Genomic DNA, 12,329 nt, shown 5'->3' with positions numbered 1-12,329 from the left:
CGTGGGTGCGGCAGTCAGATCCATAAATCGGAGGCCCCCAAGCCGGCGTCGTATTCAATGAAGACCTTCAGATAAGCGGGTGTGGCGGGACTGTCAATGTCTGTCGGCTGTCTGAGCCGCAATGGGGCTGAATTTATCGTGAGGCCCGAGCCTCTGAATATCATGGACAAGGCTGGATAATATGCTGTTATATGCGCGATTTTCCTGATGTTGAAAGGCTCGGCCATGGCCAAGGATCTGCCCACGTCCCCGCTTGCTCCCGCTCAGTTCCCGAACCTCCTGCCGGTGGCCGGGGTCGAGTTCGCGACCACCGCCACCAACAGCCGCTACAAGGGCCGCGACGACCTGTTGCTGGCAGTGTTTGCCGAGGGCACCGAGGTGGCCGGGGTGTTCACCCGTTCCAAAGCACCGTCGGCCGCTGTGGATTGGTGCCGGGCGGCGCTTGGGGTCACGGCTGGCAAGGGCGTGCGGGCGCTTGTGGTCAATGCGGGCAATGCCAATGCCTTCACCGGCCGCGCCGGCAAGGCGACGGTCGAGGCGGTGGCTGCCGAAGTGGCGGCGACTCTGGGTTGTGCGCCCCATGATGTGATGCAGGCCTCGACCGGGGTGATTGGCAATCCGCTTGATCCGGCGGTGATCACCGCGCATCTGCCGATGCTGGCCGGGGCGCTTGGGGCGACGGCCTGGGACAAGGCGGCCAATGCCATCCGCACCACGGACACCTTTCCGAAGGGCTCCTGCCGGATAGCAGAGATCGATGGCTATCCGGTGGTGATCGACGGTATCGCCAAGGGCTCGGGCATGATCGCGCCGGACATGGCGACCATGCTGTCGTTTGTGTTCACCAATGCGGCCATCCCGGCGGCGGTGTTGCAGGATATTCTGGCCGGCACGGTGGATCGCACCTTCAATTGCATCACGGTGGACAGCGACACCTCGACCAGCGACACGCTTCTCGCCTTCGCCACCGGGCAGAACGCGCGCCATCAGGCGATCACAAGCTTTGATGATCCGCGCCTCGATGATTTCAAGGTGAAGTTCGAGGAGGTTCTGCTCGAACTCGCCCATCTTGTGGTCAAGGATGGCGAGGGGGCGGAGAAATTCGTCACCATCCGGGTCAGTGGGGCCGAGGATGACCGGGCGGCGCGTAAAGTGGGGCTCGCCATCGCCAATTCGCCTCTGATCAAGACCGCCATTGCCGGAGCCGACGCCAACTGGGGCCGGGTGGTCATGGCTGTCGGCAAGTCGGGCGAGGCGGCGGACCGTGACAAGATCGATATCGACATCGGCGGCCAGCCGGTGACCCGCGAGGGTATGGTGCTGCCGGACTATGACGAGGCCCGGGCCACCGAACATTTCAAAACCCGCGACGTGCAGATCGACGTGGCGCTTGGCATCGGCACTGGCAAGGCCACGGTCTGGACCTGCGATTTGACCCATGGCTATATCTCCATCAACGCCGATTACCGCAGTTGATGAGGCTTGCCCCCAGCCTGGAGACGGATCGCCTGCGGCTCCGGCTGCTCGGGGAGGCGGACCTTGACCGGCTGGTGCGCCTGATCGGCGATTGGGAGGTGGCGCGCTGGCTTGCCCATGTGCCCTACCCTTACGAGCGTGAGGATGGCCGCGAGTTCATCCGTGACATGACGGAAAGCATGGCGGCTGGGCGCGAGGTTCATTATGTGATCGCCGACAAGGCCACGGACGCGCTCATGGGCGGTTGCGGGTTCCTCGATCAGGAGGACGGGCTTGAGCTTGGCTATTGGCTCGGCCGCGACTATTGGGGGCGGGGCTATGTGCCGGAAGCGCTCCGGTCCTTGATCTCGGCCGGGTTCGGGGGGCTTGGGCTTGACGTCATTGCCGCCCGCGTGCTGCCGGACAATCTGCGCTCGCGGCGGGTCTTGGAACAGCTCGGGTTCCAGGATGTCGGACTGCGCGCGGTGAACTTCCCCCTGCGCAACCTGACCATGATGGTGCCGCAGTATGAATTAAAGCGTAGCGACTGGGAGACAGCTTGATGGAAGATTGCCCGCAAACCCTGGCTCAGGCCCGCACCGACCTGCCGGTGGTGCTGGTGGCGGCGGTGGCGCTTGTGGACAGCGACGGCCGTATTCTGCTGGCCCAGCGCCCGGACGGCAAAGCCATGGCGGGCCTCTGGGAATTCCCCGGCGGCAAGATCGAACCCGGCGAGACGCCCGAAGCCGCCCTCATCCGCGAACTGCATGAGGAACTCGGCATTGACGTGAGCGCGGCCTGCCTCGCCCCCCTCACCTTCGCGTCTCACACGTATGAGACGTTTCATCTGCTGATGCCGCTCTATGTCTGTCGCAAATGGACAGGCTTCGTGCAGCCGCGCGAGCATAAGGCGCTCAAATGGGTGCCGTCGTCGGAACTTGCCGACTATCCTATGCCTGCGGCTGATCTGCCGCTCATTCCGTTTCTGCGGGATTATATATAAGGCGCTTTCGCGGGGATGATGTGAGTGCGGCGGCGCCCGATTGGCTGAGCCATGGATTGCCGGGTCAAGCCCGGCAATGACAAAGTTTTATTTTTATATGCCGTCTTTGGAGGTTTGCGTGCAGGCAGGTTTCGCGTCCTGTCAGGCTTGCAGTTTCTCTGTCACTGCAGGGGCTTAACTTTAATCTGTCATTACCGGGCTTGACCCGGCAATCCATGGCGCGGCGGGCACAACGGTGGATTACCGGGTCAAGCCCGGTAATGACAGATTTTATGGTCGGGACGGATTTATTTGACGGTCGATAATGGCAGACTATACGAGGTTTTGCCGATTCCTTAATCGGCCCTCCATGGACATTCCCTTAAAGCTTGCCTTCCTTGACGCCGAGGACGTCGGCGAGGCGGGTTTTGGCGCTGCCGGGGCGGAGGGGTTTTTGTTGGCTCTCGTGGGGGGCCCAGCCGGTCAGATAGATGATCTGGAACGTTGCCGGAATGCGGCCGTCTGGCAGCGCGTGGGTGGCGTGATAGGCTTCGGCGGCGGCGACGATGGTGCGGCGGTTGGTGAAGCCGCGGCGGCGGTCCACATGGACATTGGACTCACCCATGCCCTTCAGGTCGCGCATGAGGGCAAAGACGTCGGAATAGGTCACGGTCACGAGATCAGCATCGGCCACCGGCAGGGCGAAGCCGGCCCGTTGCAGCAGCGCGCCGGCCAGCCGCACATCGGTGAAGGGACTGACGCGCGGGCTGACGCCGCCTTCGATGGCGGTTTCGGCTTCGAGAAAGGCCTGACGTAATTCCTTGAGGGTTTCGCTGCCGAACAGCGTGCCGATGAACAGCCCGTCGGGCCGCAACGTCTGACGGATCTGCACCAGCGCGCCGGGCAGGTCATTGACCCAGTGGAGCGACATGGCGCTGGTCACCAGATCGAAGCTCTGCGGGGCGAAGGGCAGGAATTCCTCATCGGCCTGCAGATGATGACCAGCGCTTTGCTTGGCGAACCCAAGGGCGAGATCGGTGGAGAGCAAACTCTGATGACCGGGGCGGGCCTGAAGGGCGCGGCCCAAAGGCCCATGATGGCTGCCGAGATCGAGCGCATTGGGGAACGGGCGGTTGATGTCATCGAGCCGCTCGGCGATGCGCTCGGCCACTTCATCGACCAGAAAAGCGTGGTCGGCAAATTCCGCGACCGCGCGTTCGCGGTGGCGTCGGAGATTGAGGCGATCGAAGACTGTAATGTCGCCGTTGTCCGGTTGGCTCATTCTTGTCATACTTCGGCTTATGGCACTTCTCGGGGGGGACGAAAAGGGGAAACTCGGCAGCAAACTCCGCTCGCTTATGGTGGGCGGGTTGGATTTGCTGTTTCCGCCGCTCTGTCTGCAATGCCGCATCGAGGTTGATGGTCATGACAGTTTCTGTTCAGGCTGTTGGGCCAAGCTGAGCTTTCTGGCCGGCAGCCAGTGTTACCAATGCGGCTTTCCATTTGAAAGCGATCTTGGGCCCGATACCCTCTGCGCTGCCTGCATTGCCGCGCCGCCCGCCTATGACCGGGCGCGGGCGGTGTTTCGTTATGATGACAACTCGCGCCGTCTGGTGCTGTCTTTCAAGCATGGCGACCGGCTGGAAGGCGCACCCGCCTTTGCCCGTTGGATGGCCCGGGTGATCGAACAGGATCTGCTCGGGGCCAGTGGGGAGGAGATTGATCTCATTGCGCCGGTGCCGCTCCATCGATGGCGGCTTTTGAAGCGGCGCTATAATCAGGCGGCGGTACTGGCGCTTGGGCTTGGCCGCGAAATGGCGCGGCCGGTGCTGCCTGAATTGTTGCGGCGGGTGCGGGCGACCCCAAGCCAGGGTGGGCTCAATCGCGAGGAACGGCGGAAGAATGTGCGCGGGGCCTTTGCCTTGCGGCCGCATCTGGCCGAGAGGGTGGCTGATCGCAGCCTGTTGCTGGTCGATGACGTCATGACCACCGGGGCGACGCTTGATGCTTGCGCCAAAACGCTCAAGCAGGCGGGGGCGCGGGCGGTTTATGTGGTGGCCCTCGGCCGTGCCGTACAAGACAGGGCATAAACGCTTGTTTCAGCTTGGATGCGCCCTATATAGGGAGGAGTGCTGACAATAATTTCAGGTGATGTGACTATGCCTCAGGTTGAAATCTACACCACGACTTATTGCCCCTATTGCGTGAGTGCCAAAGCCTTGCTGCAACGGAAGGGCGTTGCTTATACCGAGATTGATGTGACCGGGAACGATGCGCTGCGTCTGGCCCTGCTGGAGCGGGCGGGCGGCAGCCGCACGGTGCCGCAGATTTTCATCAATGACCGCCATGTGGGCGGATCGGATGATCTGCATGCGCTGGACGCCGCGGGCAAGCTTGACCCCCTGCTTACGGCCTGAACAGGACATCTTTGAATGTTGCCTGTGGGATTGGTTCAGATGACATCGGATGGCGATGTGACCCGGAATATCCGGGTCGCGTCGGAGTTCGTGCGCGCGGCTCATGGGGCCGGGGCGGAGTTCGTGCTGACGCCCGAGGTGACGTCCCTTCTGACTTCGGATAAGGAGCGCCAGCGGGCCATGATCGTGCCCGAAGCGGCGGACCCTGCGCTCGCCGCCTTTCGCAGTTTGGCCGCCGATCTGCGGATCTGGTTGCTGATCGGGTCGCTGCCGATCCTTGGGGCCAGCGGCAAATTCCTCAACCGGTCCTTCTTGCTCGACCCGGCCGGGGCCGTGCGTGCGCGCTATGACAAAATTCATCTGTTCGATGTGGAGCTTGGCGAAGGCCGCAGCTTCCGCGAGTCCGATCAGTATGAGGGCGGCACAAGCGCGGTGCTGGCCGAGACCCCCTGGGGGCCGCTCGGTCTGTCGATCTGTTATGATGTGCGGTTCCCGCAGCTCTATCGTGCCTATGCTCAGGCGGGGGCGGGTCTGCTGACCGTGCCCTCGGCCTTTACGCCCTGGACCGGCGAGGCTCATTGGCATGCGCTGTTGCGGGCGCGGGCCATTGAATGCGGGGCCTTTGTGCTTGCTCCGGCGCAGACCGGGGATCATGGCGGTGGCCGGGCGACCTATGGCCATAGTCTGGTGGTTGATCCCTGGGGCCGCGTGCTGGCCGATGGCGGGGCCGAGCCGGGCGTGGTTCTGGTTGAGCTTGATTTATCCGCCGTGGCCGAGGCGCGGGCCAAGATTCCGTCGCTCCGGCATGATGTGGCGTTCCGAGTTGACAGTCTATGATCGTTTTCGATTTGAAATGCAGCGGTGGTCATGTGTTTGAGGCCTGGTTTGCGAGCAGCAGCGCCTATGAGGAACAGCGCGCCCGCGACATCGTGAGCTGCCCGATCTGTGGTGCCACCGACATTACCAAGGCCCCCATGGCCCCGAACATCTCCACCAGCCGCGCCGAAGCCCCGGCGGCCTCGGCAGTGGAGGTTGCGCCACCGCAGCTTCAGACTTTCCTGGAAAATCTGCGGGCCAAGGTAGAAAGCGAATTTGACTATGTCGGCGATCGCTTCGCCGAGGAAGCCCGGAAAATCCATTACGGCGAAAGCGACGCCCGCCCCATTTACGGCGAAGCCACGGGAGATGAATCCCGGGAGCTCAGGGAGGAAGGGGTCGAAGTCCTGCCCCTCCCCTTCACCCGCAAGCATGATGCTTGAGGCAATTCCCAGTGTCATTGCCGGGCTTGACCCGGCAATCCATCTTGCCAACGGTTTTGTTGGATGAAACATGGATTACCGGGTCAAGCCCGGTAATGACAGGTTGGTGAGGGCAAATTCAATACCTGAGGACGCCCGTCATTGCGAGGCACAGCCGAAGCAATCCAGTTCTATCGCCTGCCACTGGATCGCCACGCCGCTGATGCGGCTCGCGATGATGGGGCCCACGTCTGGCATGGCAGGTTGGGTGGCGACCCCTGCCTTTGTCTGCAAGGGGGATGCTTGCCGGCTTAATAACTCCCATTGTCATTGCCGGGCTTGACCCGGCAATCCATCTTGCCAACGGTTTTGTTGGATGAAACATGGATTACCGGGTCAAGCCCGGTAATGACAGGTTGAGGAGGGCAAACACTGGATCGCCACGCCGCTCACGCTGCCTGCGATGACGACGGCATATGGACTGCTGTTAGCTCCCGGGCGTGGCGACGGCGAAATAATTGACGTCCAGGTCGTGGTCGTCGAGGGACCAGCTGTGGCTTCGGGGGTCGAACACCAGTCCCTTCTGGGAGCTGAGTGTCAGGCCGGCGTTGCGCATGAGGTGGGCGAGTTCGGATGGTTTGAGGAATTTCTTCCAGTCGTGGGTGCCGCGGGGCACCCAGTGCAGGATATATTCGGCGGCAGCGATGGCCATGGCCCAGGATTTGGCGGTGCGGTTGAGGGTCGAGATGATGACGATGCCGCCGGGTTTCACGAGCGCGGCGAGACAGTGGAGAAACGCTGCCGGATCGGCGGTATGTTCAATGATTTCAAGCGCCAGAACGATATCGAACCGGGCACCTTCGCTGACGAGATTTTCGGCGGCGGTGGCGTGGTAGTCGATGTCTAGTCCGGCGGCGGTGGCATGGGTTTCGGCGGCGGCGATATTTTCGGCTCCGGCATCGACCCCGGTGACGCTGGCCCCGAGCCGGGTCATGGGTTCGGAAATCAAGCCGCCGCCACAGCCGATGTCGAGAAGGGTGAGGCCGCTGAGCGCGCGGATCTGCCGGGGATCGCGGCCGAAATGACCGGCGAGCACGTCGCTGAGATAGCCGAGCCGGGCCGGATTGAGGCGATGAAGCGGCTTGAACGGGCCATCGAGATCCCACCATTCGGCGGCCAGGGCGGTAAAGCGGGCGATTTCAGCGGCATCAACGGTGGTGCTGGTCATGATAAAGACAATCCTGTTTTCGACCGCTCCAGCATAATCTCATGTCTCTGACTGAGCAAAGCGTCTTGCGCCGGTAACCTTGAAGCCGTATGAATACGGCCGATCCCATCCTCCAGCGGGCGGTTTTGGCCGCATCAGACCGACGGGGGAAACTGCACAGGAAGATCGAATGGCGCGTATTGTCAAAAAATTCGGCGGCACGTCTGTTGCCAATGTCGAGCGCATCAAGAATGTGGCTCTTCGGGTTAAGAAGAGCGTGGATGCAGGCCATGAAGTGGCCGTTGTCGTCTCGGCCATGTCCGGCACCACCGACCAGCTGGTGGGGTGGGCCCGGGATGTGGCGCCACTCCATGATGCGCGCGAATATGATTCCGTGGTCGCCTCGGGCGAACAGGTGACGGCCGGGCTTCTGGCCATGGCCTTGCAGGATCTGGGCGTTTCGGCCCGGTCGTGGCTCGGCTGGCAGATTCCGCTCAAAACCGATGGCGTGCATGGCAGCGCTCGCATTGCCGATATTGACGGCTCGGAAATCGTGCGCCGTATGGGCGAAGGTCAGGTGGCGGTGATCGCAGGGTTCCAGGGCATCGGCCCGGACAACCGCATCACCACGCTCGGCCGGGGCGGTTCGGACACCTCGGCGGTGGCGCTGGCCGCGGCCTTGAAAGCCGATCGTTGCGATATTTTCACTGACGTGGACGGGGTTTATACGACCGATCCGCGCATTGTGCCCGAAGCACGCAAACTTGATAAGATTACCTACGAGGAAATGCTGGAGATGGCGTCGCTTGGCGCCAAGGTGCTCCAGACCCGTTCGGTCGAGATGGCGATGAACCATCGGGTCCGTGTCCAGGTGCTGACAAGCTTCGACGACAAGCCCGGAACGATGGTTGTAGATGAGGATGAAATCGTGGAGCAGCAAGTCGTCAGCGGGATCGCCTATTCCCGCAATGAAGCCAAGGTCACGCTGGTTGGCGTTGCCGACAAGCCGGGCATCGCCGGGGATATTTTCTCGCCGCTGGCCGAAGCCAACATCAATGTGGATATGATCGTCCAGAACGTCTCCATGGACGGGCTCAGGACCGATCTCACCTTCACCGTGCCGGCCGGCGATCTCGATCGTGCCATCACGGTGATCGAGGACAACCGCGAACATTTCCAGTTCGAACGCGTCCTCGCCGACAAGAATGTGGTCAAGGTCTCGGTCATCGGCGTTGGCATGCGCTCCCACGCGGGCGTTGCTGCCACCATGTTCCGCACATTGGCTGAGAACAATATCAATATTCTGGTGATTTCGACCTCCGAAATCAAAGTCAGCGTGTTGATTGAAGCGAAATACACCGAGCTTGCCGTGCGCGCCCTGCACACGGCCTATGGTCTCGACGGATAAGGATCCGCATGACGGTCGCACCCGCGCTTGAAAGCAATGTGAATGATCCTCAGGTCTCCCTGGCTGCTTTGGCCGGGAGACCGGGATTGGCCCGACTTGATGCCCTGTGGGCGCGCGGGCGGGAATTTTTCGGCATGCCCACCGCCATTCTCGGCGGGGCTATGACCTGGGTGTCCGAACATAATCTGGTGGCGGCGATCTCAAACGCGGGCGGCTTCGGCGTGCTCGCGTCGGGCAGCATGATGCCGGATATGCTGGACGCCGAGATCAAGGCCACCAAGGCACTGACCGATAAGCCGTTCGGGGTCAATCTGATCACCCTGCATCCGCGGTTGCTTGATCTTGTGGATGTCTGCGGCCGTCATGGCATCGGGCATGTGGTGCTTGCGGGCGGTCTGCCGCCGGGTGACGCCATTACCCGTATCAAGGACTATGGCGCGAAGGTGGTGTGTTTTGCCCCGGCGCTGGTCATCGCCAAAAAACTGGTGCGGTCGGGGGTTGATGCTATCGTTATTGAAGGCTCCGAAGCGGGCGGTCATATCGGTCCGGTGTCGCTGAATGTGCTGGCGCAGGAAATTCTGCCGCATATTCGCGATGTTCCGGTGTTTGTGGCCGGTGGCATCGGGCGCGGCGAAGCCATGGCCGCTTATCTTGAGATGGGCGCTGCCGGGGTGCAGCTTGGCACGCGGTTTGTTTGTGCAAGCGAATCCGTGGCCCACGCCAATTTCAAAAAAGCCTTTATTCGCGCCGCCGCCCGGGAGGCCATGCCGACCATGCAGGTCGATGCGCGGTTTCCGGTCATTCCGGTGCGCGCCATCCGCAATGCTGCCGTGGATCGCTTCATGGAGATGCAGCGCGCGGTTGTGGCCCGCTTTCAGGCCGGTGAACTGGACCAGCAGGCGGCTCAACTTGAAATCGAACATTTCTGGGCAGGCTCATTGCGGCGTGCCGTTGTTGACGGCAATATAGAAGATGGCTCCTTGATGGCCGGTCAAAGCGTCGGCATGGTGACCAAGATCCAGCCGATGGCCGAAATCATCGCCGAGCTTGTCGGCCAGGCCGTTGATTTCCTGGAAAAATAGACACCGAAAAGGCGCACGTTCTGAACGAATGGGGTTCTGCACGATTATCGGGGGCCTCCCTCAGAGTACCAGGAGGATGACGGAGTGACGGCCACAACAGGCGGACCACGGGTATTGTTGCGTCGCCTGCGCGAAGTGATGGCCAGTGCCGTATCCGCAGATAAGCGTCTTGATCAGGTGGTGCGTCTGATCGCCGGCAATATGGTGTCCGAGGTCTGTTCGGTCTATGTGGCGCGTGGCGGTGAAGTGCTGGAGCTTTTCGCCACCGAAGGCTTGAAGAAAGAAGCCATTCACAAGACCCGGCTGCGCTTCCGCGAGGGCTTGGTGGGGGAAATCGCCGCCACCGGTGCGCCGCTCAATCTGTCGAACGCGCAATCCCATCCGAAATTCGTCTATCGCCCGGAAACCGGCGAGGAAATTTATCATTCGCTGCTTGGCGTGCCGATCCTGCGCGGCGGCCGGGTGGTTGGCGTGCTGGTGGTGCAGAACCGAACCCAGCGTCATTACAGCGATGACGAGGCGGAAGCCTTGCAGACCGTCGCCATGGTCATCGCCGAACTCGTCAGTTCAAACGAGCTTGTGCGCCCGGACGAAGTGACGGCGGCGACGCTTGAGCGGGCCGCGACCCCGAGCTTTGAGGTTATGGCGCTGGCCGAAGGCATCGCCATCGGCCGTGCCGTGTTCCACGAGCCGATTGTCGAAATTCTTGAACATGTGGCCCAGGACAGCGGCGTTGAACGCGACCGCCTGGTCACCGCCTTTGCCGCGCTCCATCAGCAGATCGACAATCTGATGGCGGCCGAGGATATGAAAAGCGGCGAACATCGTGAAATTCTTGACGTTTACAAGATGTTTGCGTCGGACGTGGGCTGGCGGCAGCGCATTCTCGAAGCCGTCGATAGTGGTCTTACGGCCGAAGCGGCGGTGGAGCGGGTGCAGGTCGAAAACCGCGCACGGCTCCAGAGCACTCCGGACCCCTATCTGCGCGAACGTCTGAGCGATCTTGATGATCTGTCGAACCGGCTCATTCGCCATCTCATGGGTCGGGCCGATACCTCGGCCAGTGAAAATCTGCCGGATGATTTTATCCTGCTCGCACGCAGCATGGGGCCTGCGGATCTGCTTGAATATGACCGCAGCAAATTGCGCGGGGTCATTTTGCAGGAAGGCTCGCATACCTCCCATGTGACCATCGTGGCCCGTGCGCTCGGCATTCCGCTGGTCGGGCAGGCGGGCGGCATCATCGAGCGGGTGGCGAGCGGAGAACAGCTCATCATCGATGGCGATGAGGGCTGGATCTATCTGTCGCCAAGCGCCGAGATCATCCAGTCCTATCAGGAAACCCTGGTCGCCCGGACCGAACGGTTTGCCCGCTATACCGCCTTGCGCAATGAACCGGCGGTGACCCTTGATGGGGTCGAAATCGAGCTTTACATGAATGCGGGGCTGGCCATCGACCTGCCGCATCTTGAGTCTACCGGCGCGAAGGGCATCGGGCTGTTTCGCACCGAGTTCCAGTTCATGGTGGGGGCACAGATGCCGCGCCTTGAAACCCAGATCGAACATTATTCCGAAGTTCTGGACGCCGCCGGGGATCGCCCGGTGGTGTTCCGTACGCTCGATATCGGCGGCGACAAGCCGGTGGCCTTTATGGTCCCTGAAGATGAAGAAAATCCGGCGCTTGGCTGGCGCGCCATCCGGGTTGCGCTCGATCGTCCGGCGCTGCTGCGCTATCAGTTGCGGGCGCTCATTCAGGCGGCCACGGGTCGTGCCATCAGCATCATGTTTCCGATGATCACCGAGCTTGCGGAATTCAAGGCGGCGCGGGCCATTGTTGACAAGGAACTGGAACGCCGCCGCAAGCTTGGGCTTGAAGGTCCGGCGTCGATCCGCATCGGCACCATGATCGAGGTTCCGGCGCTCGCCTGGCATCTTGAGCCGCTGTTGAAGCATGTGGATTTCGTCTCCATTGGCTCGAATGACCTGTTGCAGTTCTTTTTTGCCGCCGATCGGGGCAATGCCAAGGTGTCCGGCCGCTATGACGTGTTATCGCCGGCGGCCTTGTCGTTCCTGCATCACATCATATCGACCTGTGACCGTCACAATGTGCCGGTCACCTTCTGTGGCGAGCTTGCGGGTAAGACTTTGGAGGCCATGGCGCTGGTCGGTTTGGGTTTGCGTCGTCTCTCGATCTCTCCGGCCGGGATCGGTCCGGTCAAGACCATGGTGCGCAGTTTGAAACTCGCGCCGCTTGAGGCTTATCTGAAAGATCTGATGCCGCTCGGGGAACGCAGCGTGCGCAGTCGGCTCATGGCCTTTGCCCATGACCATGGGGTTATTCTGTAGACTCCGGGTTCCCATATTTTTCGACATTCAAAGCGCCATGCAGACCTGTGGCGCAGGATCCGGCTTCAGGACTCTGTCTGAAAAGATTGAAGATTTCTGTTCGGCGGATTTTCTTGTTGACTCAGACCTTTAATGTTTTGTTGACTCTTATAGTTAACAATTGTGGCAAGGGGGCGGTTCGGGGTGGTAAGGTC

12 protein-coding genes are annotated in these 12,329 nt (G+C 61.4%); 10 read left to right on the top strand and 2 right to left on the bottom strand.

What is annotated here, in order from left to right; translation table 11 throughout:
- Window positions 1–207 precede the first annotated feature (207 nt).
- From argJ to NYP16_RS00095, 3 genes are read left to right on the top strand one after another with little or no spacing between them, the layout of a single operon-like run.
- Window positions 208–1,476: a bifunctional glutamate N-acetyltransferase/amino-acid acetyltransferase ArgJ gene (gene argJ, locus NYP16_RS00105; RefSeq protein WP_274942069.1), complete on the top strand. Its 1,269-nt coding sequence runs from the start codon at window positions 208–210 to the stop codon at window positions 1,474–1,476.
- Window positions 1,476–2,018 (top strand): GNAT family N-acetyltransferase, encoded by a 543-nt coding sequence (locus NYP16_RS00100; protein WP_274942068.1) that lies wholly within the window; start codon window positions 1,476–1,478, stop codon window positions 2,016–2,018. Before argJ ends, NYP16_RS00100 begins: the two co-directional genes overlap by 1 nt.
- A 41-nt stretch (window positions 2,019–2,059) precedes the next feature.
- On the top strand, window positions 2,060–2,458 hold the full coding sequence (locus NYP16_RS00095) for a (deoxy)nucleoside triphosphate pyrophosphohydrolase (protein ID WP_346742444.1): 399 nt from the start codon (window positions 2,060–2,062) through the stop codon (window positions 2,456–2,458).
- Between the two features lie 361 nt (window positions 2,459–2,819).
- Here the strand turns inward: NYP16_RS00095 and NYP16_RS00090 are convergent, their stop codons facing one another.
- Complete coding sequence (locus NYP16_RS00090) at window positions 2,820–3,719, bottom strand: methyltransferase domain-containing protein (RefSeq protein WP_274942066.1); 900 nt, start codon at window positions 3,717–3,719, stop codon at window positions 2,820–2,822.
- A gap of 19 nt (window positions 3,720–3,738) precedes the next feature.
- Here NYP16_RS00090 and NYP16_RS00085 point away from each other — a divergent pair, with 19 nt between their 5' ends.
- The 4 genes from NYP16_RS00085 (at window position 3,739) to NYP16_RS00070 (ending at window position 6,113) form a co-directional block, all read left to right on the top strand.
- On the top strand, window positions 3,739–4,527 hold the full coding sequence (locus tag NYP16_RS00085) for a ComF family protein (protein ID WP_274942065.1): 789 nt from the start codon (window positions 3,739–3,741) through the stop codon (window positions 4,525–4,527).
- Window positions 4,528–4,596: 69 nt separating this feature from the next.
- On the top strand, window positions 4,597–4,854 hold the full coding sequence (gene grxC, locus NYP16_RS00080) for a glutaredoxin 3 (protein WP_274942064.1): 258 nt from the start codon (window positions 4,597–4,599) through the stop codon (window positions 4,852–4,854).
- Between the two features lie 15 nt (window positions 4,855–4,869).
- Window positions 4,870–5,691 (top strand): carbon-nitrogen hydrolase family protein, encoded by an 822-nt coding sequence (locus NYP16_RS00075; RefSeq protein ID WP_274942063.1) that lies wholly within the window; start codon window positions 4,870–4,872, stop codon window positions 5,689–5,691.
- Window positions 5,688–6,113 carry a DUF1178 family protein gene (locus NYP16_RS00070; RefSeq protein WP_274942062.1) on the top strand — a complete coding sequence of 142 codons (426 nt, stop codon included), beginning with the start codon at window positions 5,688–5,690 and terminating at the stop codon, window positions 6,111–6,113. Before NYP16_RS00075 ends, NYP16_RS00070 begins: the two co-directional genes overlap by 4 nt.
- 466 nt (window positions 6,114–6,579) lie before the next feature.
- Here the strand turns inward: NYP16_RS00070 and ubiG are convergent, their stop codons facing one another.
- The gene (gene ubiG / locus NYP16_RS00065) at window positions 6,580–7,320 is read right to left on the bottom strand and encodes a bifunctional 2-polyprenyl-6-hydroxyphenol methylase/3-demethylubiquinol 3-O-methyltransferase UbiG (RefSeq protein ID WP_274942061.1); all 741 of its coding nucleotides are present in this window, start codon (window positions 7,318–7,320) and stop codon (window positions 6,580–6,582) included.
- A gap of 169 nt (window positions 7,321–7,489) precedes the next feature.
- On the opposite strand from ubiG, the gene NYP16_RS00060 reads away from it, so the two are divergent.
- The 3 genes from NYP16_RS00060 to ptsP all read left to right on the top strand — a co-directional run bounded on the left by NYP16_RS00060 (window position 7,490) and on the right by ptsP (window position 12,135).
- The gene (locus NYP16_RS00060) at window positions 7,490–8,707 is read left to right on the top strand and encodes an aspartate kinase (RefSeq protein ID WP_274942060.1); all 1,218 of its coding nucleotides are present in this window, start codon (window positions 7,490–7,492) and stop codon (window positions 8,705–8,707) included.
- Window positions 8,708–8,841: 134 nt separating this feature from the next.
- On the top strand, window positions 8,842–9,789 hold the full coding sequence (locus NYP16_RS00055) for an NAD(P)H-dependent flavin oxidoreductase (RefSeq protein WP_346742443.1): 948 nt from the start codon (window positions 8,842–8,844) through the stop codon (window positions 9,787–9,789).
- An 84-nt stretch (window positions 9,790–9,873) separates the two neighbouring features.
- A complete protein-coding gene (gene ptsP / locus NYP16_RS00050) occupies window positions 9,874–12,135 on the top strand; it encodes a phosphoenolpyruvate--protein phosphotransferase (RefSeq protein WP_274942058.1) in 2,262 nt (753 codons plus the stop codon).
- The last annotated feature ends 194 nt before the right edge of the window (window positions 12,136–12,329 follow it).

Source organism: Govania unica (genome assembly GCF_027920805.1).
Taxonomy (GTDB): domain Bacteria; phylum Pseudomonadota; class Alphaproteobacteria; order Sphingomonadales; family Govanellaceae; genus Govanella; species Govanella unica.
The sequence above is the reverse complement of the archived record's forward strand: the minus strand, read 5'-3'. Positions and strand labels throughout refer to the sequence as shown.

Bases quoted from the DNA above. Each gene is read 5' to 3' on its own strand.
- argJ (WP_274942069.1), top strand. From the start codon at position 208: ATGTTGAAAGGCTCGGCCATGGCCAAGGATCTGCCCACGTCCCCGCTT.
- NYP16_RS00100 (WP_274942068.1), top strand. From the start codon at position 1,476: ATGAGGCTTGCCCCCAGCCTGGAGACGGATCGCCTGCGGCTCCGGCTG.
- NYP16_RS00090 (WP_274942066.1), bottom strand. From the start codon at position 3,719: ATGAGCCAACCGGACAACGGCGACATTACAGTCTTCGATCGCCTCAAT.
- NYP16_RS00085 (WP_274942065.1), top strand. From the start codon at position 3,739: ATGGCACTTCTCGGGGGGGACGAAAAGGGGAAACTCGGCAGCAAACTC.
- grxC (WP_274942064.1), top strand. From the start codon at position 4,597: ATGCCTCAGGTTGAAATCTACACCACGACTTATTGCCCCTATTGCGTG.
- NYP16_RS00075 (WP_274942063.1), top strand. From the start codon at position 4,870: ATGTTGCCTGTGGGATTGGTTCAGATGACATCGGATGGCGATGTGACC.
- NYP16_RS00070 (WP_274942062.1), top strand. From the start codon at position 5,688: ATGATCGTTTTCGATTTGAAATGCAGCGGTGGTCATGTGTTTGAGGCC.
- ubiG (WP_274942061.1), bottom strand. From the start codon at position 7,320: ATGACCAGCACCACCGTTGATGCCGCTGAAATCGCCCGCTTTACCGCC.
- NYP16_RS00060 (WP_274942060.1), top strand. From the start codon at position 7,490: ATGGCGCGTATTGTCAAAAAATTCGGCGGCACGTCTGTTGCCAATGTC.
- NYP16_RS00055 (WP_346742443.1), top strand. From the start codon at position 8,842: ATGCCCACCGCCATTCTCGGCGGGGCTATGACCTGGGTGTCCGAACAT.